Annotated in this window: 17 protein-coding genes, 1 tRNA gene and 2 pseudogenes; 12 read left to right on the forward strand and 8 right to left on the reverse strand. The window is 52.8% G+C overall.

What is annotated here, in order from left to right:
* The first annotated feature begins 6 nt into the window (after positions 1-6).
* The 3 genes and pseudogenes from AACY98_RS07070 to AACY98_RS07080 all read left to right on the forward strand — a co-directional run.
* Positions 7-1,680, forward strand: coding sequence for a ShlB/FhaC/HecB family hemolysin secretion/activation protein (locus tag AACY98_RS07070; RefSeq protein ID WP_339803355.1), 1,674 nt, complete (start codon positions 7-9; stop codon positions 1,678-1,680).
* Between the two features lie 159 nt (positions 1,681-1,839).
* Positions 1,840-8,028 carry a hemagglutinin repeat-containing protein gene (locus AACY98_RS07075; RefSeq protein WP_339803357.1) on the forward strand — a complete coding sequence of 2,063 codons (6,189 nt, stop codon included), beginning with the start codon at positions 1,840-1,842 and terminating at the stop codon, positions 8,026-8,028.
* Between the two features lie 103 nt (positions 8,029-8,131).
* Positions 8,132-8,478: pseudogene (locus tag AACY98_RS07080) on the forward strand (transposase); the annotation flags it as partial.
* Here AACY98_RS07080 and AACY98_RS07085 read toward each other — a convergent pair.
* Together AACY98_RS07085 and AACY98_RS07090 are read right to left on the reverse strand one after the other, a co-directional pair.
* Positions 8,450-8,794: pseudogene (locus AACY98_RS07085) on the reverse strand (transposase); the annotation flags it as partial. The pseudogenes AACY98_RS07080 and AACY98_RS07085 sit on opposite strands and share 29 nt — an antisense overlap.
* Positions 8,795-8,923: 129 nt before the next feature.
* Positions 8,924-9,014 (reverse strand) — tRNA-Ser (locus AACY98_RS07090).
* A 305-nt stretch (positions 9,015-9,319) separates the two neighbouring features.
* On the opposite strand from AACY98_RS07090, the gene AACY98_RS07095 reads away from it, so the two are divergent.
* The gene (locus AACY98_RS07095) at positions 9,320-10,567 is read left to right on the forward strand and encodes an NAD(P)/FAD-dependent oxidoreductase (RefSeq protein WP_339803359.1); all 1,248 of its coding nucleotides are present in this window, start codon (positions 9,320-9,322) and stop codon (positions 10,565-10,567) included.
* Positions 10,568-10,599: 32 nt separating this feature from the next.
* Complete coding sequence (locus AACY98_RS07100; RefSeq protein ID WP_339803362.1) at positions 10,600-11,076, forward strand: macro domain-containing protein; 477 nt, start codon at positions 10,600-10,602, stop codon at positions 11,074-11,076.
* 52 nt (positions 11,077-11,128) lie between these two features.
* Here the strand turns inward: AACY98_RS07100 and AACY98_RS07105 are convergent, their stop codons facing one another.
* Genes AACY98_RS07105 through AACY98_RS07115 form a run of 3 tightly spaced genes read right to left on the reverse strand, consistent with a single transcriptional unit; the run spans position 11,129 to position 12,584 of the window.
* A complete protein-coding gene (locus AACY98_RS07105) occupies positions 11,129-11,515 on the reverse strand; it encodes a SirB2 family protein (protein WP_339803365.1) in 387 nt (128 codons plus the stop codon).
* A 50-nt stretch (positions 11,516-11,565) separates the two neighbouring features.
* Complete coding sequence (locus tag AACY98_RS07110) at positions 11,566-12,153, reverse strand: TIGR00730 family Rossman fold protein (RefSeq protein WP_339803368.1); 588 nt, start codon at positions 12,151-12,153, stop codon at positions 11,566-11,568.
* A gap of 29 nt (positions 12,154-12,182) precedes the next feature.
* Positions 12,183-12,584, reverse strand: a complete 402-nt coding sequence (locus AACY98_RS07115; protein WP_126977112.1) for a diacylglycerol kinase — start codon at positions 12,582-12,584, stop codon at positions 12,183-12,185.
* A 13-nt stretch (positions 12,585-12,597) separates the two neighbouring features.
* Here AACY98_RS07115 and AACY98_RS07120 point away from each other — a divergent pair, with 13 nt between their 5' ends.
* The 3 genes from AACY98_RS07120 to AACY98_RS07130 are packed head-to-tail and all read left to right on the forward strand — an operon-like array spanning position 12,598 to position 15,476.
* On the forward strand, positions 12,598-12,879 hold the full coding sequence (locus AACY98_RS07120; RefSeq protein ID WP_339803371.1) for a hypothetical protein: 282 nt from the start codon (positions 12,598-12,600) through the stop codon (positions 12,877-12,879).
* A complete protein-coding gene (locus tag AACY98_RS07125; protein WP_339803374.1) occupies positions 12,842-14,818 on the forward strand; it encodes a DNA topoisomerase IV subunit B in 1,977 nt (658 codons plus the stop codon). The genes AACY98_RS07120 and AACY98_RS07125 overlap by 38 nt, the downstream gene beginning before the upstream one ends.
* Positions 14,819-14,873: 55 nt before the next feature.
* Complete coding sequence (locus AACY98_RS07130) at positions 14,874-15,476, forward strand: mechanosensitive ion channel family protein (protein WP_339803376.1); 603 nt, start codon at positions 14,874-14,876, stop codon at positions 15,474-15,476.
* Positions 15,477-15,550: 74 nt separating this feature from the next.
* On the opposite strand, the gene gluQRS is transcribed toward AACY98_RS07130, so the two are convergent.
* Positions 15,551-16,462 (reverse strand): tRNA glutamyl-Q(34) synthetase GluQRS, encoded by a 912-nt coding sequence (gene gluQRS / locus AACY98_RS07135; protein ID WP_339803378.1) that lies wholly within the window; start codon positions 16,460-16,462, stop codon positions 15,551-15,553.
* Positions 16,459-17,481: a LysR family transcriptional regulator gene (locus tag AACY98_RS07140; RefSeq protein WP_339803380.1), complete on the reverse strand. Its 1,023-nt coding sequence runs from the start codon at positions 17,479-17,481 to the stop codon at positions 16,459-16,461. Before AACY98_RS07140 ends, gluQRS begins: the two co-directional genes overlap by 4 nt.
* 183 nt (positions 17,482-17,664) lie before the next feature.
* Here AACY98_RS07140 and AACY98_RS07145 point away from each other — a divergent pair, with 183 nt between their 5' ends.
* Positions 17,665-18,141, forward strand: a complete 477-nt coding sequence (locus tag AACY98_RS07145) for a DoxX family protein (protein WP_339803382.1) — start codon at positions 17,665-17,667, stop codon at positions 18,139-18,141.
* 282 nt (positions 18,142-18,423) lie between these two features.
* Here the strand turns inward: AACY98_RS07145 and AACY98_RS07150 are convergent, their stop codons facing one another.
* Positions 18,424-21,462 carry an Rne/Rng family ribonuclease gene (locus AACY98_RS07150; protein WP_339803384.1) on the reverse strand — a complete coding sequence of 1,013 codons (3,039 nt, stop codon included), beginning with the start codon at positions 21,460-21,462 and terminating at the stop codon, positions 18,424-18,426.
* A 1,098-nt stretch (positions 21,463-22,560) separates the two neighbouring features.
* On the opposite strand from AACY98_RS07150, the gene AACY98_RS07155 reads away from it, so the two are divergent.
* The 3 genes from AACY98_RS07155 to AACY98_RS07165 are packed head-to-tail and all read left to right on the forward strand — an operon-like array spanning position 22,561 to position 24,587.
* The gene (locus AACY98_RS07155) at positions 22,561-23,538 is read left to right on the forward strand and encodes an RluA family pseudouridine synthase (RefSeq protein ID WP_339803950.1); all 978 of its coding nucleotides are present in this window, start codon (positions 22,561-22,563) and stop codon (positions 23,536-23,538) included.
* A complete protein-coding gene (locus AACY98_RS07160; protein ID WP_339803387.1) occupies positions 23,510-24,208 on the forward strand; it encodes an HAD family hydrolase in 699 nt (232 codons plus the stop codon). The genes AACY98_RS07155 and AACY98_RS07160 overlap by 29 nt, the downstream gene beginning before the upstream one ends.
* The gene (locus AACY98_RS07165) at positions 24,192-24,587 is read left to right on the forward strand and encodes a Rieske (2Fe-2S) protein (protein WP_339803390.1); all 396 of its coding nucleotides are present in this window, start codon (positions 24,192-24,194) and stop codon (positions 24,585-24,587) included. The genes AACY98_RS07160 and AACY98_RS07165 overlap by 17 nt, the downstream gene beginning before the upstream one ends.
* The last annotated feature ends 15 nt before the right edge of the window (positions 24,588-24,602 follow it).

Below are 24,602 nucleotides of genomic sequence, written 5' to 3' on the forward strand. Positions count from 1 at the left end.
GGCACCATGATAAGCACAGCTGTACAGGCCCAGCCGATGCCTTTGCCAGACAAGGCCGCTCATGAGTTGCTGTTGCAGCAGCAACGTGACCGTGAGCTGCGTGAGCAGATGGGTTCTGCGCCTAACGCGCGCCTGGAGGAAATGGGACAACTCATTCCCAATGAAACGCGCATACCCGATCAGGAATCACCGTGTTTTACCATAGAGCGCATTGAACTGACGGGTGAGCTGGCAGAAAAATTTCAGTGGGCACTCAAAGCGGCTGATAATGGGCCGGGACGTTCTGTGGACCAGGCTACCGGACGTTGTCTGGGAGCGCAGGGTATCAACACCGTGATGAGCCGGGTACAGAATGCCATCATCGAAAAAGGCTACATCACCACCCGGATATTTGCAGCCCCACAAGACCTAAACGAAGGCACGCTGACCTTGACCCTTGTTCCCGGGCGCATTCGATCCATCCGCTGGGGGGAGGGCTCACAAACCCGTACCAGTTGGCGAGCCGCGTTACCCATGCGCGAAGGCGACCTGTTGAACCTGCGTGATCTGGAGCAGGCGCTGGAAGTATTCAAGCGTGTGCCCACAGCAGACGCCGATATTCAGATTGAGCCGGGCGCACAGGCCGGCGAAAGTGACCTGGTCCTGTACTGGCAGCAGAAATTCCCGTTCCGCTTGAATTTGTCAGTGGACGATGGAGGTAGCCGCGATACCGGGCGCTACCAGGGTGCACTGACACTTTCTTACGATAACTGGCTGACCATGAACGACCTTTTCTACGTCAGCCTGAATCACCATCTTGCAGACAGCCAGGGCGGCAATTCACGCGGTTATGCACTGCATTACTCCATCCCCTTTGACGGCGACTGGTTGCTGAGCTTCAATGGCAACTACTACAAATACGAACAGGACATTGCCGGCATCAACCAGAGCTACACCTACCGAGGCAGCAGCCAGAATGCCGACATCAGTCTGAGCCGCCGTATCTACCGCGACTCCAGCAAAAGACTGAATGCCTACGTCAAAGGCTGGACACGTCGCTCGCACAACTACATCGACGACGTCGAAATTGAAGTCCAACGCAGGCGCACGGCAGGCTGGGAAATCGGCGCTGACTACAGACAATTCATTGGCAATGCCATCTTGAATGCCAATCTGTCCTACAGGCGTGGCACCGGTGCTGACAACGCCTTGCCTGCGCTGGAAGAACAGTATGGCGAAGGCACATCGCGTATGAAGATCGTGAACCTCAATGCCACATTGAATGTGCCATGGCAGATCGGCAGCCAGTACTTCAGATACTACGGAACCTTGCGCGTGCAATGGAACGACACCCCGCTGATCCCGCAGGATCAGTTTGCCATCGGCGGACGCTACACGGTACGAGGCTTTGACGGAAGAAACAACCTGATGGGTGACCGTGGCTGGCTTACGCGCAATGATGTGGGCTGGATCATTGGCAATACCGGGCAGGAACTCTATTTCGGACTGGACTTTGGCTGTGTCTCCGGGCAGGCCACCCGTTATCAGGTGGGGCAAAACCTGGCGGGTGCAGTGATAGGCCTCCGAGGCGGTTATGGGCACGTGAGCTATGACGCGTTTGTGGGCACACCGCTGCATAAGCCCGATGGGTTTGAAACATCCAAGTTCACTTCCGGATTTAATGTGAATGTCTGGTTCTGACACGCTGCATTATTTTGAGTGAACGGTATTTTTGAAAACCATTAACCGTTTTAAACCCAGGCAACAGGGTTTGCGTTCAGGTTGTTTTTATGGCGACAGAGGGCAATTTCAGTAGCCATAGATGCCTGTTTGAGAAAATTAAAATTCAGGAGTATAAAAATGAATCGACAATGCTACCGTACCATCTTCAGTGTAATTCGTAACCAGTTCATGGCCGTGCAGGAAACCGCGACCAGTCTGGGGAAGGGCAAACATGGCGGTAGCAAACCGGCAGTCGCAAAAAGGCGCAGCCTGAAATTGAAGCAACTGGCTTTAGCCATGCTCTTGGGTATCGGTAGCATGCATGGTGCAATCGCCCAGATTATCGCAGACCCGAATGCAGCTAATCAACACCGCCCCAATGTCACCACACCTCCTAACAGCAACGGCGTACCTGTTGTGAATATCACGGCACCAAGCGCTGCAGGTGTGAGCCGCAATCTTTACCATCAGTTTGATGTGCAGCAGCAGGGTGCGGTTCTCAATAACAGTGTTTTTAATACGCAGACTCAACTGGGCGGATGGATTCAGGGCAATCCGAATCTGGCCGGTGGTGCTGCACGTGTGATACTTAATGAAGTCACCTCCGGGAATCCCTCGCTGTTACGCGGCTACATTGAAGTTGGCGGCCAAAGGGCAGAAGTCGTCATCGCCAACCCTGCGGGCATATCCGTTAACGGGGGTGGGTTCATCAACGCAGCCGGGGTAACGCTGACCACAGGAAGGCCACAGTTCAACCAGTTCGGCAACCTTGAATCATACCGGGTTGCAGGTGGTGCGATCAACATTTCCGGTGACGGGCTGGACACCAGCACTGCCGACTACACGCGCCTTATTGCACGTGCCGTGGAGGTGAATGCCGGGTTGTGGGCCAATGACCTCAGCGTTACGGCGGGAACAGGAACGATTGCACCCGATGCAACGCCGATTCAACTGACGGTTGAAGACGAAGATGGCAAACCGCTGTATGCCATTGACGTGGCCTATCTGGGCGGTATGTACGCAGGGAAGATCAGCCTTGTGGGCACAGAAAGTGGTGTGGGTGTGCGCAATGCAGGTCACATTGGTGCCAGTGCCGGGCAGGTTGCCATTACCACGGATGGGCAACTGCTCAACACCGGAACCGTCAACGCCATGGGTAGCGGTGCCAGCATACAGGTTGCAGCCGCAGGCAATATCGACAATATAGGCACCATCACCAGCCAGGGCAACCTGCAGGTGCAAAGTCAGCAACAGTTAAACAACCGCGGATTGATTGATGGCGAAAGTGCACTGGTCAGCGCGCAGACCGTCAACAATGTCGGCACAGGCCGTATTTATGGCACCCATCTTGCGGTGCAGGCCGATACGCTGAATAACCATGAAGAAACCGTTGATGGGCAAACACAGGCTGCTGTGATTGCAGCGCGCAGCAGACTTGATATCGGTGCCAGAGAAGTGCATAACCAGGAGAACGCCTATATCTACAGTGCGGGGGATATGGTCATTGGCGGTATTCTGGACGTTAACCGCTTGGCGCAAGGGAAGGCGGAACTGATCCAAAACGATGGCGCCAAGATTGAGTCAGCCGGGAATATGTGGCTGCAGGCTCAGCAGATTAGCAATACCAATTCCAATTACACCTGGGAGTATGAGACTGAGGCACTGAACAACGGCAATACGATCACGCAGGTAGCCTATGACCCGAGCAAGCCATTTGATGTAACCGAAGTGAAAATTGTACGGTATGGGCAGGTTTTGAATATTGCGTTCACGAGTGTTGGACAATTGTGGCAAGAACTGAGAGTGACCCCGGAAAATTCCCAGGTTTTGTTTCCTGATGGGCGCCGGGCTTCGGCCATTTACATTCTGGATACTAGGCAGACCTCTTACACACCGGTCACGGTTACCAGCCAGCCTGGCGAAATTCTGTCCGGGGGGCAAATGGTACTGGACGGAGACCTCCTGAATGACAGGAGCCGTATCCAGGCTGGTGGAACGCTGGCGACAACCGGTAGTGTCCAAGTGGAAGATGCGCAGGAGAACCAGTATATTCAACGCTCTGGTACATGGCGTTTGTGGATCATGGAAGACGACCACATCAGTTCCAGCAATACCGGGGTGTTGAGCGACCGGGTGAACAATACGCTGGTTAGTTTGACGGTGGCAACACCGCAGTCGCACACCGCGATTACGGACGGCGGATTGAGCGTTCCCAATAATGCTTTTTATAAAGTCATCCCAGGCAGCAACAGCAATTACCTGATTGAAACCGATCCGCGGTTTGCCAACTATGCAACGTGGCTGACTTCGGACTACATGCTGACATCGTTGGGGCTCGATCCATCGTTGGTTCAAAAGCGCCTTGGAGACGGGTTTTATGAGCAACAGTTGATTCGTGAACAGGTTGGTGAGTTGACCGGATTCCGTTTTCTGGCAGGTTATTCAAGCGATGAGGAGCAATACCGCGCACTCATGAATGCCGGGGTGGAGTTTGCGCAGGCTTACGGGTTGACTGTAGGTGTGGAGTTGACCGCTGAGCAAATGGCACAACTTACCACTGATATTGTCTGGCTGGTGAGTCAGGATGTGGCAATGGCCGATGGCAGTGTGGAAACCGTGCTGGTACCCAAAGTTTATGCCCGCAATGGTACAAGCATTGTCACCCCTGACGGTTCACTGCTGAGCGGTAACAATGTACTGGTTGCCAGTGCAGACAACACGCCCATTACATTAAATAACAGTGCCACCATTGCCGCACGCCAAAGCATGGTGATGGATGTAGAGCACATGCAGAACAATGTGGGGCAGATCCATGCCAATGATCTGTACATCCACTCAGCGACAGACATTGACAATGTGGGCGGCACCCTGTCAGCCAATAACAGTCTGGTGCTGGACGCAGACCGCAACATCAATGTCGCATCCACGGTTGTGAATGGGCAGAATATCAATGGACACTTTACCGAAGTTGGAAACGTCGGCGGGGTTTATCTGACTGGTGATACAGCAGGCGGACAACTGGTGATGCAGGCCGGTCAGGATATCAATCTGAATGCCGCGCTGATTGCCAATGCTTCACAGGATGGCACTACCACTTTGGCCGCAGGTCAGGATATCAACATCGGGACTGTCACCACAGAGTACCAGCAAACGTTGTCTTCACGCAGCAGTTCAAGGCGCCACTCGGTTACTTCATCAGGAAGCCAGGAGGTCGGAAGTGTCATCCAGACGACGGGTGATTTGAATATGGTTGCTGGCAATGCGTTGACTGTACGGGGCTCCAGTTTGACCAGTGATGCCGGTGCAATCAATGCGAATGCAGATTCAATCACGATTGAAGCGGCACGCAGCACTGAGAATCTTTCACAATATAACCGCCATTCATCCAGCATGGGGTTGATGAATATTACGTCAACCACACGGTCTGAGCGTAATGAAGGGACTGTGGATTCCAGCAATTTGAGTGCTGAAAGGATCAATCTGGCCAGTAATCAGGATCTGAATATCATTGGCAGTAATGTGGTGGCCACCCATGATGTGAATCTTTCCTCTGCTCAGGGGGATGTCAATATTGTGGCTGGAACGGGTAACTTGATGCAATATGAGTACGAGCGTACCAAATCATCTGGGTTGTCATATACAGCTGGGCTGTCTGGATTGTCTTTGACCTATGGCATACAGCAAGACACCAGCAAAGACCGCATTACATCTGATTATGCTGTGGGAAGTACTGTTGGCAGTTTGGAAGGTAATGTTAATGTCAGTGCCCAGAATGGTAACTACAATCAGATAGGCAGCGATGTTATTGCCCTAAATGGCGACATCAATGTTATCGCGCAGGATATCAATGTGGTAGAGGCACGGGAAAGTAGCTACAGGGAAAGGTCAGAAGAAAGCAAGTCAACTGGTTTTACCATAGGTATAGGCGGGCCTGGCTCGACCGCAGTTTCAATAGTTCAGAATGCTGCAACAATGGCTACCCGTGTTGAACAGGCAGACAGTAGCAGAATGCGGAATTTGGCTGCAGGAGCAGTGGCACTGAATGTTTATAACAACAGCGATAAGCTGGCAGCAGAATACGATATGGCGAAAGATAGTCTCGCGGCGATTGGCCGAGGGGATTTGGCTGGTGCTATACCAAATACAGGCTTTAAGATTTCTGCCGGTGTAACGACTTCAAAGTCTGAAACAAGTTCAACGCAGAATACACAAACAGCTGCTGGGTCAACTATGCAGGCCAATAATATCAACCTGGTTGCCACTGGTAAACCTAACAGCACCACTGGGGAAAGTGAAGGTGGAAATATCACGATCCGCGGTAGTGATATTACAGGTAGTCAGGATGTACTGCTGGCTGCTAATAATCAAGTGAATATCCTTGCTGCGTCAAATACAGATAATTTTGAAAGTGACAGTCGCAAGACATCGGGTTCTTTTGGTGTCAGCCTTGGCGTAGATGCCAAAGGGGGAGTTAATCTGGGAGCCAATATCGGATTGGGTCTTGGAAAGGGAAGCGAGAACAGCTCGGAGCAGACTTGGACTAATAGCCATGTAACTGCAGGCAATACAATGACAATTATCAGTGGAGGCGATACCAATATCATTGGCGGGCAGGTTGCCGGAGAGACAGTAAGGGCGAATGTGGGTGGTGACTTGAATATCGAAAGTTTACAGGACACATATTCCTATGAGAGCAGTAAAAGCAATACAAATGTGGGTGTGAATGTGGGGGTTGCCATCACTCCTGCCGGTTTAGCACCCACAGGGGGCGGCTCTTTGAGTATGAGCCGTCAGAATGTTGAAAGCGACTATGCAAGCGTGAGTGAATATTCGGGTATTATGGCTGGCGATGGTGGTTTTGATGTGACGGTTGGGGGTAATACGGACCTTAAAGGCGCTGTTATTGCGAGTACTCAGGAGGCGGTAGACAATAACCGTAATCAGTTTACAACCGGTAGCCTGACTACCAGCGATATTGTTAACACCAGTTCTTATGATGCTACGGGTAGTTCAAGTAGCGCCAGTGTATCGTTGGATGCTAAGGGAAGCTGGAACGGAGTAGCCAACTCATCGGGGAATTATCGTGACAATGGTTCCGATAACAGTGTGACCGTGAGCGGAATCAGTGCCGGGCAAATCACCATTACTGATGAAGCTGAGCAGCAGCGCCGAACCGGACAGGCAGCAGAGGAAGCAGTTGCTGCCGTAAATGACAGCGTGAGAACCGGGCAGGGAGAGAATACCCTTGAACGGGTGGATACTGGCAAGATCAGCGCTCAAACACAGGCCAGTGTTGAAATAATGTCTGAATTTAACAGCCAGTTTAAACAGGCTAGTAATACTTACCTCAAAAACCAGCTTGCAGAAGCGACCAAACTGAGGGATCAGGCAAAAACATTATCTGATAGTGACCCCAATAAGCAGATTCTGCTCAGCCGAGCTGACCAGATTGAGAATGTCTGGGGAGCGAATGGATCTGGTCGAATTGCATTGACAGCAATTGTTGGGGCTGTTAGTGGAAATCTGACCGGTTCAGGGACTGAAATTTTGCAAGGTGCCGCAGTTAATGCAATCCAGAGCTTGGCTGCTCATGAAATCAAAGAGCTGACAGATAATTATCTGGAAGGCAATAGTGCAGCAAGAGCGGCCTTACATTCTATTCTGGCTTGTGGCGGTGCAGCAGCTCAAGGAGGTGATTGTGGTTCTGGTGCGCTTGGCGGTGCAGCCAGTGTGGTGATTAATGAGCTTATCGGTGGTAATGCAAATAATCTGACAGAAGAGCAGAAGACCCAGAGAGCCAATTTGGTTGAAAGTCTGGTTACCGGTGTTACCAATATTGTCGGAGGAGATGGTCAAATGGCCGGACTGGCCGCACGTATTGAAACAGAGAACAATCAGCTCAGTCATAGTAATGCTACAGAGTATCCTGTTTTAGGAAATCAATATCAAATAGATCAGATCATTGACTGTCCTCAAGGCGGAGGTAAATGTATTGTGATCAATAAGAGGCCTGATGATCCAATTTTGGGCGGTTATGGAGATGGTGTCCCCAATAATGTTGCAAGGGAGATTTCAGAGGAGCAATATTTACAATATGTGGCCGAAGGAAAGGCTCCGCCACGAAATCTGGAAGAAGTGGGATTATTGAGTCCAGGTTTACTTTCTGCTGGCATGTCTATGGATGCTGGACCGTGGACATTGTGGCTTTCTGCTTTTCTTGATGCTGGCGGGGAAAATCCTATAACAGGCAAACCAATTACTTCTGAAGAAAGGAAGGCATTATGGATAAATCTTATAGAACAAAAGGTGATGAGTCCTGCTCCTTGAAAAGATTGATATTTGTGGGTTACTTATAGTAACGGTATAGTTTTAATTAGGGCGTGTTAACACAATTTGAATGGTTGGAGAAAAGAGCAGCTAATTGGAAGCAATGAAATTGACCTCCAAACAATACGCCCTAATTAAAGATGCATTGTCCGTTCAAAGGGGCAATGTGAAGATCAATAATGAAGACGTACTCAACGCTTCCTTTATGTTGCAGAGAATGGCTGTAGTGGCGAGTTTTGCCTGAACGCTTTGGTAACTGGCATGCACTGTATACACACATGAGCCGCTGGAGTAAGGCTGGGGTGTTGCGCAATGTGTTTGAACAACTCCAGCTCGAACAGGCGCTGCTGAGCAAAATTGACTGCATATGCCTGGACTCTACCAGCGTCAAAGTACATCCTGATGAGATGGCTGCATTATAAAAACGGCCCCCTAACTGCGATAAAGTCAGATTCCAGTTGCGTATGGGCATGGTCCATTTTTCCTGTGCGTTTTGCAGTCCCAGATACAGCAGTTTAAGCAGACTATTTTCATTTGGGAAAGCGCCTTTGGTTTTGGTCAATTTTCGGAACAGGCGATGCGCCGATTCTATGGCATTTGTCGTGTAAATAGCCTTGCGGATATCGGCGGGGTAGCGGAAGTAAGCCGACAGGTTCTCCCATTTGCGCCGCTATGATTGAATGGCCATCGGGTAGTGCTGCCCCCATTTGGTTTGTAGTTTATCCAGCGCCGATTCTGCCGCCTCTTTCGATACTGCGCGGTAAATCGTCAGGTATGTGCCTTAGGAGTATACAAAACTGTACCATGTCATCCAAATGTATCGTTTTAGGGATGGTGGAATTTATGGTAGAAAAATAAAAAAGCAGCCTTAAAAGCCGCTTTGTTACTTGCTGTCTGGCGGAGAGAGCGGGATTCGAACCCGCGGTGGGCTATTAACCCACACACGCTTTCCAGGCGTGCGACTTAAACCACTCATCCATCTCTCCGTGGCAAGCTGCACATTATAGCGCAGAAACTAGGAGTGTTGCTAGGGGGTAGAGTATGGGTGTGGAGAAATACAGGGTGGCGGACCTGTATTTTTGCTTTTCGGGGCCGCAGGCGGAGCAGTTTTAACTGTAAAAAAGAGTTTTCTAAGTATAAATGGGTAAGCAGCCGAGCGTTCTTTACAATAGAATCTGCAGGTGACAATTTAGAAAGCCTATCTCGGTTGTTTGTGGTTTTGAGCCGGGGCTGTGGTAGGCGATTATAAAAATGCAGTGAATTTTGATTGGGCGAGCAGGAGTAGGGGTTGATGGAAAAGAATATCACGGTGTTAGGCGCTGGAATGGTCGGGGTTTGCTGTGCGCTGGCGTTGCAGCGTTTGGGCGCCCGTGTGACTTTGATTGACCGTGGTGAGCTGGGCAATGAGACTTCTTATGGCAATGCCGGCGTGATCGCCAGGAGTTCTTTGATTCCATTCAATAATCCGGCACTGTGGAAGTCCTTGCCGCGCTACAGCCTGAACCAGTCGGCGCAGTTGCGTTATAACCTGGGTTTTATGATGCGCAACTGGACTTGGGCTGTTCAGTACCTGTCAAACACGAGAAAGTCACGTTTTAAAAAGACGGTGGTGGCCCTGAATTCTCTGATCAGCCTTTCTTCAGATCTGCATCAGGCTTGGGTGAAAGAGGCGGGGGCCGAAAAGCATTTGCATGACCAGGGGTGGATTCACCTTTACCGCACTGAAGCCGCTTTTGCAGGGCAGGCGTGGGCCAGGCGCATTTATGAGCAATATGATGTTGCTTTCGAGGTGCTGGATTCTGCCGGGCTGTATATGCTGGAGCCCTCCATCAAGTCTATTTTTGAGCGTGCGGTGTGGATCAAGGATACGATGAGTATCAGCAACCCACGCGCCGTGGTCAAAGCATATGCGCGTCTTTTCACTGCGCAGGGCGGCAGTATTGTCCGCAGTGATGTGCGGCATGTGAGTAAGGCGAGTAATGGTCACTGGGTTTTGCAGGAGGTGACCGGTTTGCAACGGGAGGCGCCGTGCCTGGTCGTGGCGCTGGGGCCGTGGTCAGCAGATATGTTGTTGCCGCTGGGGGTGAGGATTCCGATGGTGTATGAAAGAGGTTATCACATGCATTATCAGGTTGCGGATGATGTGGCGCTGAACCGCCCGGTTTACGATACCGGGGGCGGTTATGTTTTGACGCCGATGGAAGAGGGGGTTCGCTTGTCTACAGGTGTTGAGCTCAATGACTACAATGCACCTGCAATGACCGAACAGTTGGATATGGCCCAGCAATTTGCACAGCAGGCGTTTCCGCTGGGTGCACGCAAAGACCAGAAGCCCTGGCTGGGCAGCCGGCCAACGCTGCCGGATTGCCGCCCCATGATTGGCGCTGTGCCTGACCATGCAGGGTTATGGCTGGCTGTGGGGCACCATCACATTGGCTTGAATACCGGGCCGGCCACAGGCCAATTGCTGGCTGCGCTGATGAGCGGGGAAGAGCCACCAATTGATCCGCAGCCTTTTGCGCCGGAGCGGTACCTGTAAATCAGCACTGTCTGGCGGAGGAATAGTCGCTCGTGCAGTACGATATTGTCTATGGGGATTTGCTGGACCAGCCTGTTGATGTGATTGTGAATGCCTGGAATCGCAATGTGATTCCATGGTGGCTGTTGTTACCGCAAGGGGTTTCGGGGGCCATTAAAAAGCGCGGGGGTTATCAGCCTTTTAAAGAGGTTGCCCGGGCCGGGGTGATTCCACTGGGAGGCGCTGTTTATACCGGTGCCGGCTGGCTGCCTTTTAAAGGGATTATTCATGTGGCGGGTATTAATATGTTCTGGCGTTCCACATACAAGTCCATTACGGGTTCTGTGCTGTCTGCCATGCAGATAGCCGGGCAGCGCAATATCGGCTCAATCGCGTTTCCGGTGATTGGCGCAGGTTCTGGCGGGTTCTGGGGCTATAGCCAGAGGCAGGCTCTGGATCTGATGGAGAAAACCTTTGCCGGGATTGAGTCTGACGTGCAGACCAGGATCGTTATTTTCCGTCGCACATAGAAAATGGTTTCCCAGCATTATTCAGGCAAGGGGCCAGGAGCCCCATGCCATCTTAAAACGCTGCTTTGGTTTTTGCCAGATAGTAAATGGACGCAAAACAGGCCAGAGCCAGAAGAAAAGCGCCATAGCGGATGCCTGAGTTTAGTGGCTTGCGGCGCAGGGCGACAAACCCCAGCAGAATGTAAACCAGCAGCAGCCCCAGTTTTTCGGTAAGCCACAGGGATTGTGGTGTCAGCGGATACTGTGCGGTCAGGAAGATCAATGTCACACCGGAGCAGAACAGGACGGTGTCGTTGCAATGCGGTACGATCCGTACCCATATTTGCCGCATGACAGAGGCATTCAGGCGCAGACAGATAAAACGAGCGATCAGCAGGCTGATGCTGATGGCCGCACATATCATGTGCAGGTGCTTGATGATGGGATAGTAGTTGGACATGGCTGTGGCTGGTGAAGTGATGGTGTCAGGCGGGGTGCAAGGCTGCGGGCCTAGATGGCATGATATGAATCAACTTGGCTGGGCTGTTGCATCAGTTGGGTGAGTTTTTCCATCATGGGCTCCACCTGTGACTCAATGGTCAGGTAGCTCAATTGCTCCTGGTTCATGAACCCTGCGTTGACGCCTGTTTGCATGAAGTTCAGCAGGCCGTCGTAATAGCCGTCCACGTTCAGCAGGCCAATCGGGTTATCATGGTAAGCGAGCTGGCGCCAGGTCCAGACTTCAAAAAATTCTTCAAAGGTACCAATGCCGCCGGGCAGCGCTAAAAACGCATCGCTGGCCTGTGCCATGGCCTGCTTGCGCTGGTGCATGGTATCAACAATGCGCAGTTCGGTAATTCCCCGGTGTCCCTGTTCTTTTTTGATCAGGCTTTGCGGAATGATGCCATACACTTCCCCGCCTGCGGCAAGTGCAGCATTGGCCACCGTGCCCATCAGGCCGGCATTGCCGCCGCCGTATACCAGCCGTATCTGGTGCGATCCGAGCCATTGCCCGACCTGTTGTGCTGCTTGTACATAAGCCGGCGATACGCCGGAGCGCGATCCACAATAAACGCAAATAGATAGTTTTTGATTCATAGATTTTTGTTGTTATTGATTTGTTAAGTCTACCACCAATGATGTGACAGCCGTATGACAAGCAGGCTCAGCCATATGCCGGCGGCCAGCAGCATACTTGCCATGGCAGCCGCGCTGCCTATGTCTTTGGCGCGGCCTGAGAGCTCATGGTGCTCAAGCGAGATACGGTCTACAACGGCCTCAATGGCAGAGTTAAACAGTTCAACGATCAATACCAGTGCAATGCAGCCCAGCAGCAAGACATATTCAACCCAGGTGCGGGCCAGCAGCCATGCACAGGGCAAGGCCAGCAGCAGAACAAAAAGCTCCTGCCGGAATGATTCTTCATACCGCCACGCAGCTTTAAACCCCTTGACAGAATAAGTGAAAGTCGAAAATGCACGGCGCCAGCCTTTGGGTGCTGGTTTATTGATATTGTCTGGTTGTGTCATAGGTGATTCATCAATGGGTTGCGGCAAATACCGGCTTGAACGCTGTGAGGTTTATATTATGCCCGTTTCTGCAGAAGAGGTATTGAAGTACAGGGTGGCCGGGTACGGGAAAAGCTGCGGAAAATGGACATTTTCAGACGCCTGTATTTCAGATGGCATTTTGAATTGTCAAGATAAAGCCGGGGATGGTACATATCCTGCCGGGAATACGCACAGAGAATGGCAAACCATTAAAATAACAGGTTATGCAAAAAAATATGAAGTCAAATCAAAGCTATCAGGAGTCGTCCATTAAGGTGCTCAAGGGGCTGGAGCCTGTCAAACAGCGCCCGGGCATGTATACCCGCACCGACAATCCCCTGCATGTGGTGCAGGAGGTGATTGATAACGCTGCCGATGAGGCGCTGGCAGGTTTTGGCAAGCGCATCAATGTCATCATGCATACGGACGGCAGCGTCAGTGTTGAAGACGATGGGCGGGGTATTCCTTTTGGCATGCACCCGCAGGAAAAAGCGCCGGTGGTGGAGCTGGTGTTTACGCGGCTGCACGCCGGCGGCAAGTTCGATAAGGGTGACGGCGGGGCTTACAGTTTTTCGGGCGGCCTGCATGGTGTGGGGGTCAGTGTGACCAATGCACTGGCCAAGCGGCTGGAGGTGACTGTGTACCGTGACGGTCAGGTTGCCCATATGGCTTTTTCCGGTGGGGATGTGATTGAGCCTCTGACTGTGCGCAAAGCGGGTTCCGTCGCCGGTGTCAGTGACCGCAAAAGCGGGACGACTGTGCGGGTCTGGCCGGATGGCAGGTATTTTGATTCGGCCAATTATCCGATGGGGGATATGGTCCATCTGCTGCGCAGCAAAGCGGTGCTGATGCCTGGAACCATTGTGACACTGACGCAGGAAAAGAACAAAGAACAGCAAAGCTGGCAATACAAAGGGGGGCTGAAGGATTATTTGCTTCAGACGCTGCCGGCAGACCCGGTGATTCCGGTGTTTGAAGGCGAGCAGTATGCCGATGACCAGGGTGAGCAGTTTGCGCAAGGGGAAGGTGCTGCATGGTGTCTTGCCTTTACCGAGGAGGGCTCACCGGTACGTGAGAGTTATGTCAACCTGATTCCGACCACAGCCGGTGGTACCCATGAAAGCGGCTTGCGCGAGGGCATATTTCAGGCGGTAAAAAGCTTTATTGATCTGCACAGCCTGCTGCCCAAAGGGGTGAAGCTGATGCCTGAAGATGTGTTTTCGCGTGCGAGTTTTGTATTGTCGGCCAAGATCTTGGACCCCCAGTTTCAGGGCCAGATCAAGGAGCGTTTAAACAGCCGCGATGCGCTGCGGCTGGTGTCCAGTTTTATCCGGCCGGCATTTGAGTTATGGCTGAACCAGCACATTGACAGCGGTAAACGCCTGGCAGAGCTGGTGATTCGTGCGGCACAGACACGCCAGCGTGCCGGGCAGAAGATTGAAAAGCGCAAAGGCTCCGGTGTGGCTGTGCTGCCGGGCAAACTGACCGATTGTGAAAGCCGTGACCTGCAGATGAATGAACTGTTTCTGGTGGAGGGCGATTCCGCCGGAGGTTCTGCCAAGATGGGGCGCAACAAGGAGTATCAGGCGGTACTGCCCCTGCGCGGAAAAATTCTGAATGCATGGGAGGTTGAGCAGGACCGTTTGTTCGGCAACGCTGAAATCCATGATATTTCTGTGGCGCTGGGGGTCGACCCGCACGGTGTGGGGGATGAGCCTGATTTGTCCGGGCTGCGTTACGGCAAAGTATGCATCCTGTCTGACGCCGATGTGGACGGCTCCCATATTCAGGTGCTGTTGCTGACGCTGTTTTTTAAACATTTTCCGCGGCTGATTGCCAATGGCCATGTCTATGTGGCCAAACCGCCGTTGTTCAGGGTGGATGCGCCGGCGCGCGGTAAAAAACCAGCCAGCAAGATTTATGCGCTGGATGAGCGCGAACTGAATGCCACTTTGGACAAACTGCGCAAGGATGGCGTACGGGAAGGCGCATGGGGCGTCAGTCGCTTTAAAGGGCTGGGTGAAATGAATGCCGAGCAGTTGTGGGAAACTACGCTCAACCCGGATACCCGGCGTTTGTTGCAGGTGGGGCTGGGCATGATGGATTTTCATGCCACAACCACGGTCATGACGCACCTGATGGGCAAGGGCGAAGCGGCAGCACGGCGTGAGCTGATGGAAGTGTATGGCGATGCGGTCGAAGTGGATGTGTAAGGCATTGCCGGCCATCTGCTGAAAGACCAACAAGTACTGGAAAGGCACCGATGTTATGGAAGATCTTGCACCCCAAGTGGACAGATGGCTGAGTGTGCTGATTCCTGCGGCGCAGGTGGTTTTTATCATCGTTGTGGCGCTGCTGCTGAAAAAGCTGTCGAGCCGGCTGGTGGAAAAGCTGAAATCGCATTACCACCTGCCCATGGAAGTGCTGGTTGGCATCCGGCGCTTGCTGTCTTTCATTATTTTTTCGAGTGCGTTATTTTTGATTCTGGACCGGCTGGGCGTGTCCGGGACGGTGCTGTGGACAGCGTTTACCGGGTTTGCTGCCGTGGCGGCAGTCGCTTTTTTTGCGGCCTGGAGTGTGCTCTCCAATATTTTTTGCGCGGTGCTGATCATAACGACCCGGCCTTTCCGCCTGTATGACCATGTGGAGTTGCTGGAAAACGGTGAAAAACCAGGGCTTGTCGGGCAGGTGATAGATATCAACCTGGTGTACACGACCTTGCGCGAAACCCATGACGATGACACCAAAACGGTATTGCAGATACCCAACACCCTGTTTTTCCAGCGGACCATCCGTTGCTGGCAGGGCAATTCAATACCCAAGCGCAAAAAGAAAGTTGAAGAAGCTGCCAAGGCGGATGAGGGCAAGTAATCCGCCCTATCACTGTGCCAGCCGGTTTTTAAACTTGTTTTTGAATGAAGCATGTGCGGTTGCTTCGGCCCCGATTATTCAAGGTAGCGTTTAGCCCATTCACCGGTCCATTGTTGCAGCGCATTTTCTACCGTGCTGTTTTCGCTTGCAGGCAAACCTAACACGGCTGCGGCCAGATTCAGCTCAACCAGTGGCTTGCTCGTATCTGCAGCAGGGGCGCCGTGCTGTTTGCTGAGTTTTTCGCCATTGGGCATGTATACCAGTGGCATATGGCAGTAACGGGGCGGGGGCTGGTTCAGTGCCTGGTACAAAAGGATCTGGCGCGCTGTGTTGTCACTGATATCTTCTCCACGCACAATATCGGTAATGCCCTGGTCGATATCGTCTACAACCACGGCAAGCTGATAGGCCCAGATGCCATCGGCGCGCTTGAGCACAAAGTCTCCGACAACCTCGTCCACCTGCTGGCTTTGCATGCCCTGCCGCCGGTCTTTCCAGTCAATACGGCATTGTGCATGGTCCGGCAAATGAAAGCGCCAGGCGCGTGGCAGTGCACCGGCTGGCAAACCTCCATGTTCTGGCCGGCAGGTGCCGGGGTAGATCAGCGCTGTATGGCGCTGGTGCGGGCGGCCAGAATGTTCTAGCGCATGGAGAATCTGCGCTCGCGTGCAGATGCAGGGGTAGGCACGCTGGTGCAGCAGCAAATGGTCCAGTACCTGTTGATAACGGGCGTTTTTGTGTGTCTGGTAAACAGGTTTGGCATCCGGCAGCAGGCCAAAGCAGGCCAGTTGGTGCAGGATAGTGTCTGCCGCAGCAGGATCGCACCGCTGGGTGTCAATATCTTCAATGCGTACCAGCCATGTACCGTGGTGGGCCCGTGCGTCAAGCCAACTGGCCAGTGCTGCAACCAGCGAGCCCCGGTGTAAAGGCCCGGTGGGGGAAGGCGCAAAGCGGCCGATATAGGCAGGTGCAGAAGTGGTGTTCATGAAATCAGCGGCAATGCCACTTTTGTTAGCGCCTGACAGGTAGCCGGTGAGGCCAGTTGGCTCAGCCACCATTTCAGTGCGTTGCCTTGAGGGCCGTCACGCCAAGCGCAGACCAGTTTCATGTCGGGCATGATGTATTCGGTGGCTTTGGTAATGAGCAGCCCCTGCTCAATGAACGGCTCAGCAATGGTATGCGGTAAATAACCGCCACCCAGTCCGCGTAGCTGGGCGTGCAGTTTAACGGTGAGCGACGGTACGGTCAGAACATCCTGCCCGGGCTGTATGCCCAATGTCATGGGGGTGTTAACGCGTGCTGTATCGGCAATGGCGATCACGCGGTGTTTGGCAAGTTGGCTGTTGCTTAACGGGGCAGGCATCTTGGCAAGCGGGTGGTGTGCTGCCACGCAATACACCATGGGAACCTGGCCAATCGATTGCGTGCAAAAAGTGCGGTAAAGGTGTTCATCTTCAATCGCCAGAATCAAGTCAGCCTGTCCGCTGGCCAATGCTTCCCAACTGCCGGAGAGCACTTCGGCCCTCAGCCGGATGCGTGTGGGCGGCGAGTTCCGGTGTGGCTTTGGGGAGGAGGGGTGTTGTTGGCCGCTTTGAGCCGGCAGGTTTTTGATATGCAGTGCATAAAATGCTTCAACCAGATCAAGCATGGTTGGCAGGTTGATGATGCTGTCCACTGCAATGGTGAGGACACTTTCCCAGCCTGTGGCAATGCGGCGGATGCGGTTGGCGACAGCATCCAGATCTTCCAGCACACGCAACCCTTCCCTGAGCAGCTCTTCGCCTGCGGCGGTCAGCTTGGCCTGGCGCGAACTGCGGTCAAACAGAAGCACATCCAGGTTTTCTTCAAGCTGCCGGATGGTATAGGTCAGTGAGGAAGGGACTTTGCCCAGCTCACGCGCAGCAGCGGCAAAACTGCCGCTACGGGCAATCAGGTCAACCAGCGCAATGGCCTGTGGCCCCAGCGCCTGGGAGGCATGTAAGAGGGGTGGAAACTTTTCATTCATATATTTTGAATGATAACGTCAAATTTATCTCATTATGTACCGGATGTTTGCTTTTTACAATACTCATATGACTTATATAAAACCTTATTTATATATTCAATAATTTTGTATTAAAAATTACCTAGGAACCATGGCGCCATTCATGGAATGGCGTACAGATGACACACTTTTAAAGGATCAAAAATGAAAAATTTTCAATCTCTGTCTCAAGGTTTATTTCCTTTCATCGGGCGTATTCTTATTGCGCTGTACTTTATCCCGTCTGGCTTTGGCAAATTGGGCAGCGGATTTCAGGGGGCGGTGGCTTATGCAACTTCTGCCGGTCTGCCTTTTCCGACTTTGGGTGTGATTGCAGGCATTGTGATTGAAATTGCGATCGGGATTGCCTTTTTGCTTGGGTTTCAGACAAAGTTAAGTGCCCTGGTCTTGGCTGTGTTTACAGTGGTGGCGGCATTTTTCTTCCACAATTACTGGGCAATGCCAGCAGAGATGCAAATGATTCAGTCCATTCTGTTCTGGAATCACTTGGCTTTGGTGGGCGGCATACTGGCTTTCATGTCTTTTGGCGCAGGGCGCTGGAGTGTTGACAGTTTGTTGCACCAGCCTCAGTGGTCCGGCAAAGCTGAATATACAGGAGCTCGGACAGGCAGTCATGCATGATGTGTTGTTGTCAATGACGGACGTAAAAAGGAGGCATATGCCTCCTTTTTTCATGGCCATCACTGAACGGAATCATGCAACTGGATCGTGCTGAAGCCTGAAGCATTGACCGCATGTAGCATCTGTTTTGGCTGATATGCGATTGGCGTGTTGAATGGCGCTGGTTGGGTGTTACGCACATTTAAGCGGCGATGCCTATATGTGGATAGTGCCGCGAAGTATCTGTTACGCATAAAAAAAGAAGCCTGTTAAGACTTCTTTTCGGGTTGGGGCATAAGGCGTTTACTGGTCAAACGGCATATGCATTTTTGAAAGGTCTTTTTTGGTTTCCACCAGCACCAGCGGACCTTCGTCAACCACGACACGTGGTTTGGGCTCACGTGGAATATGCGGCTGTTTGGGCTCATTGTTGATGGCTTCCTGAACTGCTGCTGCACGTTGCGGATCGGTGTTGACCCATACCAGGCCGGCATTTTGCGCCACGGTGTTCAACTCGCTTTGAGGCAGGGTATACGCACCGTTTTTCTGCTCGGCAGCCGCATTGGATTGGGGCTTGTGTTCCTCAGAAGCCGGTGGCGCAGTTTTCAGCAAAGCCTGTTGTGTGACAACAGAATCAGCCGTGACAGGCAGATGTTCAACGGTAACTGTCATTGCCGTGCCGGTGACTTTTTCCACAACATTGGGTTCTGCATTGCCGCCAGCCTGTTCCTGTGTTTCTACAGTTGCTGACTGAACGGATTCACCTACATAAATGGTGGATGAGCCGGCTGGAGCTGTCTGCTCAGTGTTCTCCGCGGCATCTGACGTGATGCTGACCATGGGCTCCGTTTCCGGGATTTCAGCGCCAAATGTGCTGTCATGGCCATTTTGGGAATCGCTGAAACCGTCTTCCCGTGGCCCTCTTTGGCGGCGGTCACGGCCATAGCGATCGCGGGTGCGGCGGCTGCGCTGACGGGGTGCTTCCTGCTCGCTGTTGATGTTGACGTACCCGTTCTGATTGGCCGCTGCATCGTCGCTGCCTTGCTCTTTGGCTGTCTGGTCGGCGCTTTCCGGCAAACCCTGCTCAGGCGCATGATCTGCAGAGGTGGCTGTATCAACTGCGGGTGTCTGGGCCTGGTTGCGCGGGCGCCGTTCGCGGCGTTCCCGTTTAACCGGAGCGGTTCCGGTGCCGGCTTCGCTGCTTTGTTTTTCAGCCTGGTCCTGCGATTCCAGCACGTCGTCCGTAGCTGCACTGGCTGCTTGATCGTCACGCTGCTGGTCACGCCGTTTGCCGCGGCGGTTTTCGCGTGGCGGGCGCGTGTTTTCTGCACCATTGGATTGCTCCGCTTCACTGCCGGCCAAAATGCTTTTATCAGTTTCGGGCTGGCGGCGCTGGTTGCGGCGCTGCTGTGTATTGTCTTTGTCGGCAGTCTGGCGGTTGCTGTTGCGGCGGTCACCCTGTTTTTCGCCGGTTTGCCGCTCGGTGCTGCGCTCTCCGCTGGCTTTGCGGCCTTCACCACGGTCATTGCGGCGGGTGGAGGAACGCTCGCCACTGCGACGGTTGCCGGAGCTTGCAGTTCTGCCGGAGCGGCCTTTTTTCTTGGGCTCTTCGGGTTCGGGTTCCGGTACCGGCGTGGGCTGTCCGCCAAACAGTTTTTTCAGCCAGCCAAAGAAACCATTGGATGCCGGGGCAGCCAGTTTTTCTTCTTCGGCAGGTTTGTCTTCCATGGCCGGTGGCGGCGCATCGGGCAGGAAGTTTTTAATGACAGGCTCCTGCCGGTTGGTTTTACGCTCAGCCTTGCTGATCATCATGTCCGGGTTTTCTGTTTCCTCGGCCATGGTGTAGCTGGCCTGCAGATGCTCCAGTTGCGGGTCATCGTATTTCAGGCGTTCGAGCTTGTAGTTGGGCGTTTCAAACTGTTTATTTGGCACCAGGATCACGCTAACACGCTGTTTGAGCTCGATCTTGGTGATTTCCATGCGCTTTTCATTTAGCAGGAAAGAGGTGACATCCACCGGTACCTGCACCTTGACGGCAGCGGTGTTGTCTTTCATGGCTTCTTCCTGAATGATACGCAGAATTTGCAGCGCAGATGATTCTGTATCGCGGATATGTCCGGTGCCATTACAACGCGGGCAGGTGATGGAAGCGCCTTCAAACAGCGCCGGGCGCAGCCGCTGGCGGCTCAGTTCAAGCAGGCCGAACTTGGAGATGCTGGAGAACTGGACACGGGCACGGTCCTGCTTGAGCGCGTTGCGCAAGCGGTTTTCGACTTCCTGCCGGTTCTTGGGCTCTTCCATATCGATGAAGTCGATAACGATCAGCCCGCCCAGGTCGCGCAAACGTAACTGGCGTGCAATTTCATCAGCGGCTTCCAGGTTGGTGTTGGTGGCCGTTTCTTCAATATCGCCACCGCGTGTGGCGCGGGCGGAGTTGACGTCAATTGCCACCAGTGCTTCGGTGTGGTCCAGAACAATGGAGCCGCCTGAAGGCAGTACCACAATACGGGCATAGGCCGATTCAATCTGGTTTTCAATCTGAAAACGCGCAAACAACGGGGTGTCGTCGCGGTAGCGTTTAACCTTGCGGGCGTCATCAGGCATGATGTGCGCCATGAACTGGTTGGCCTGGCTGTAGATGTCATCGGTATCGATGAGGATTTCACCAATGTCAGGCGTATAGTAGTCGCGGATGGCGCGAATGACCAATGAGGATTCCTGATAAATCAGGAATGCGCCGCTTTGGGATTGCGCTGCACCGTCAATCGCTTTCCACAGGCTGAGCAGGTAGTTCAAGTCCCATTGCAGTTCGTTGACTGCGCGGCCAATGCCGGCCGTGCGGGCGATCAGGCTCATGCCGCGCGGGTATTTGAGCTGGTCAAGGTTGTCTTTCAGTTCCTGACGCTCATCGCCTTCAATCCGGCGCGAAACACCGCCGCCACGCGGGTTGTTGGGCATCAGCACCAGATAGCGGCCGGCCAGCGAGATGAAGGTGGTCAGGGCCGCGTTTTTATTGCCGCGCTCTTCCTTTTCGACCTGAACAATCAGTTCCTGCCCAACGTGAATCGCTTCATTGATTTTGATCTGCGAAACGTTGGAGCCTTCCGGAAAATACTGCCGGGAGATTTCTTTGAACGGCAGAAAGCCGTGACGTTCTTCACCGTAGTCGACAAAACAGGCTTCCAGCGATGGTTCAATGCGTGTGACCACGGCTTTGTAAATGTTACCTTTGCGCTGTTCCCGACCTTCTTGTTCAATTTCAAAGTTCAGCAGTTTCTGCCCATCAACCATTGCCAGACGGCGCTCTTCCGGTTGTGTGGCGTTAATCAGCATCCGCTTCATGATGCATGTTCCTTTTTACATTCAGTCAACAAAATCTGTATGCAAGCATAGCCTGCGCACAGCATACGTGACGATGCAGCAGAAAACATGTGAACGAATGATATGAACTGCCGTATGTTCCCAACTGATTTCCAGAAACTGAATCACCTGTTGGGGTGAGGGCACAAATTATGAAATCATCTGATTCAAGCGGCGATAGATATTAAAGCCTGATGAAGCATTGAAATTACCCTCTGGTGCACGGAATGCATAAAAACGTGAGGGTAAATTGCAAATGGGGTGGAGTGTTCTGGTTGCAGATGTGCGCCGGGCATTCACAGCCACACCGCCAGTCCGCTGGACCAGCAATGGATATGCACATGCAATTTGAAAATACAGCCACGCCATGATCATTTCACTAACGGGTAACAGCCTTATGACATATCACTTTATGCATAATGGCTGCTGCCACAAGATTTCATTACACTGTTCTTAGTCGTTCTACGTTGTTCTCTGTATATCATGGCCGCTTGGAACCACCGTTACACATTGGGTAACAGGCTGGTACACAGGCCGCCACGAAGCATCGTTATGGAACCTGCCGCCAGACCAACGATCCATTTTCATAGCGGATCAATCTGACTCAGATTCCTGTTTGCTGCGGGTCATTGTCTTCACAAAAGGCAATATGCCTTTTACATTGGGGCAAACCCCGCCAGCCACAGTTTATATGTTGTTCTGCAATAACTTGACGTGCTTGTTACACTCTGTGTGTATATGACAGGCCAGCATGCATCAAAACAATAAACCAAACATATTATAAGCGGGAAAATGTCTAAAAAGTTACAAAATTATCAACAGGGGAGTAAAACGGGTCGTCAACCCCCTGCTGAAAGTGGTCATCGGGCTCGCCAAAGCGTTTCGCCTGGCAAAACTGTTGCTGCCAAAAAAGTGCCTGGCAAGAGAACATCTTCAGCCGGATATGCCCAGGCAAAACCTGCTGAAGGGCCGTTGACGCATAAAAAACGGGGTACTCAGGCCGCTCCTGTGCCTAAAAAGAGAAGCAGGACTTCACCAAAGGCTGCGGATTCCGGCACAAGTGAAGCACAGGGGCAACCGATAGAGCAGGCGCAACTGATTGCGGTGGATGAGGGGCATGCCGGGCAGCGGCTGGATAATTTTTTGCTGAACCATTTAAAAGGCGTGCCTAAAACCTATGTATACCGGGTGATTCGCAGTGGCGAGGTGCGTGTGAATAAAGGCAGAGCCAGTGCGCAAACCCGAGTCGATTCTGGTGATATGGTACGTGTGCCTCCGGTACGGCGGGCATTGCGGCCCCAGGTGCCTGCCGCACCAGCCAGAGAATTTCCGGTCCTGTACGAGGATGGCGGCTTGCTGGTGGTTAACAAGCCTGCGGGTACCGCGGTGCATGGCGGCAGCGGTGTGAGTTTCGGGGTGATTGAGCAGTTGCGCCAGGCCAGGCCGCAATGCAAGATGCTGGAACTGGTGCACCGGCTGGATCGGGACACTTCGGGTATTTTGGCTGTAGCGAAAAAGCGCTCCATGCTGACAGCGTTGCAGGATCAGTTCCGTCAGCGGGAAACGGGCAAGACCTATCTGGCGCTGGTCAAAGGGATATGGGGCGAGGGCGTTTCTGGCTCAAAGCAGAAGGCCGTGGTTATTGATGTGCCGCTGCATAAATACCTGACGCCAGAAGGTGAACGCAGGGTCAGGGTCACCGGCAAAGATGATCCGCAGGGCAAGCGTTCGGTCTCTATTGTGAATGTGGTTCGGGTATTTGATGGTTTTACGCTGCTGGCAGTGACCATTAAAACCGGGCGCACGCACCAGATAAGGGTTCATTTGGCGCATATGGAGCATCCCATTGTGGGGGATGATAAATATGGCGACTTTGAGCTGAACCGTGTAATGGCCAAAGAACGCCGTTTCACCCGCATGTTTTTGCACGCATATCAGCTCAGTTTTGTGCATCCGCAAAGTTCGCAGACGATGCAACTGCAGGCGCCATTGCCTTTAGAATGTCAGTCTTTATTGCAAGAGTTGGAAAATGAGTCAAATATCTCAACGCCCGTTTGATTTGCTGGTTTTTGACTGGGACGGAACGCTGTTTGATTCGACAGCGCTGATTGCCCAATGTATTCAGGATGCCTGCCGCGATCTGGGATGCCTTATTCCCGATCTTTCTGCGGCCAAGCGGGTGATTGGCCTGGGCCTGGTGGATGCCTTGAAGCAGGTGGTGCCGGATTTGCCGCAGGAGCGTTACCCCGAGTTGGCAGCGCGCTACCGCTTTCATTATTTTGCGACACAGCATCAGGTAACTTTGTTTGACGGGGTGCCCGAGTTTTTGCAGCGCTGCCGTGACCAGGGCTATATGCTGGCGGTGGCAACGGGTAAAAGCCGCCGTGGACTGGATGAGGCCCTGAGCAGTGTGGGCCTGAGGACCATGTTTGATGACACGCGCACAGCGGATGAAACCGCTGGCAAGCCCGATCCGCAGATGCTCAATGAACTGATGCAGGTGCTTGATACGCCTGCGGCACGCACATTGATGGTCGGCGATACAACACACGATATTCAGATGGCTGTCAATGCGCATGTGCCGTCTTTGGCGGTCAGTTACGGCGCCCATACGCCCACGGTGCTTTCTTCCTATACGGAGGCGCAGGGCATGCTGGGAATTGTGCATTCCATTGATGAAATGGCCCACTGGCTGGAACGGCGAAATTCAAATGAAGCCGCTATCTGATGACACTGGCAGCGAACAGCGGATATATGTGTGCCGCAGTGACGAACTGGAGGACAGCGGCAAGGGCGCTTCTTTTGACGTGATGTTACAGGGTGCAAAAAAAGCCCGTGCGTTTGTGGTGCGCTATCAGGGGCAGGTGCACGGTTATATCAACCGCTGCCCGCACCTGGGTGCGGAGCTGGACTGGCGCAGGGACTTTTTCTTCAGCAGGTCGGGGCATAAACTGATTTGTGCCTTGCATGGGGCAACCTTCAGCCCTGTAGATGGAGCTTATCTGGCCGGGCCTTGTGAAACCGGGCTGACGCCGGTTCGTGTTGTGGAGCTGGATGGCGCTGTGTATTGGCTGCCCGATGAACTGATTTCGTTCCCAGCAGTCTAAATAATTTGGGCAAAC

The sequence above is a fragment of the Saezia sanguinis genome, from assembly GCF_963921665.1.
Lineage (GTDB): Bacteria > Pseudomonadota > Gammaproteobacteria > Burkholderiales > Burkholderiaceae_C > Saezia > Saezia sanguinis.

What these genes read in the sequence shown, in the direction of transcription:
- AACY98_RS07125 (WP_339803374.1), top strand. Translation starts at nt 12,842, where the DNA reads ATGAAGTCAAATCAAAGCTATCAGGAGTCGTCCATTAAGGTGCTCAAG.
- AACY98_RS07130 (WP_339803376.1), top strand. Translation starts at nt 14,874, where the DNA reads ATGGAAGATCTTGCACCCCAAGTGGACAGATGGCTGAGTGTGCTGATT.
- AACY98_RS07145 (WP_339803382.1), top strand. Translation starts at nt 17,665, where the DNA reads ATGAAAAATTTTCAATCTCTGTCTCAAGGTTTATTTCCTTTCATCGGG.
- AACY98_RS07120 (WP_339803371.1), top strand. Translation starts at nt 12,598, where the DNA reads ATGGGTTGCGGCAAATACCGGCTTGAACGCTGTGAGGTTTATATTATG.
- AACY98_RS07070 (WP_339803355.1), top strand. Translation starts at nt 7, where the DNA reads ATGATAAGCACAGCTGTACAGGCCCAGCCGATGCCTTTGCCAGACAAG.
- AACY98_RS07115 (WP_126977112.1), bottom strand. Translation starts at nt 12,584, where the DNA reads ATGACACAACCAGACAATATCAATAAACCAGCACCCAAAGGCTGGCGC.
- AACY98_RS07165 (WP_339803390.1), top strand. Translation starts at nt 24,192, where the DNA reads ATGAAGCCGCTATCTGATGACACTGGCAGCGAACAGCGGATATATGTG.
- AACY98_RS07150 (WP_339803384.1), bottom strand. Translation starts at nt 21,462, where the DNA reads ATGAAGCGGATGCTGATTAACGCCACACAACCGGAAGAGCGCCGTCTG.
- AACY98_RS07110 (WP_339803368.1), bottom strand. Translation starts at nt 12,153, where the DNA reads ATGAATCAAAAACTATCTATTTGCGTTTATTGTGGATCGCGCTCCGGC.
- AACY98_RS07105 (WP_339803365.1), bottom strand. Translation starts at nt 11,515, where the DNA reads ATGTCCAACTACTATCCCATCATCAAGCACCTGCACATGATATGTGCG.
- AACY98_RS07160 (WP_339803387.1), top strand. Translation starts at nt 23,510, where the DNA reads ATGAGTCAAATATCTCAACGCCCGTTTGATTTGCTGGTTTTTGACTGG.
- AACY98_RS07075 (WP_339803357.1), top strand. Translation starts at nt 1,840, where the DNA reads ATGAATCGACAATGCTACCGTACCATCTTCAGTGTAATTCGTAACCAG.
- AACY98_RS07095 (WP_339803359.1), top strand. Translation starts at nt 9,320, where the DNA reads ATGGAAAAGAATATCACGGTGTTAGGCGCTGGAATGGTCGGGGTTTGC.
- AACY98_RS07140 (WP_339803380.1), bottom strand. Translation starts at nt 17,481, where the DNA reads ATGAATGAAAAGTTTCCACCCCTCTTACATGCCTCCCAGGCGCTGGGG.
- gluQRS (WP_339803378.1), bottom strand. Translation starts at nt 16,462, where the DNA reads ATGAACACCACTTCTGCACCTGCCTATATCGGCCGCTTTGCGCCTTCC.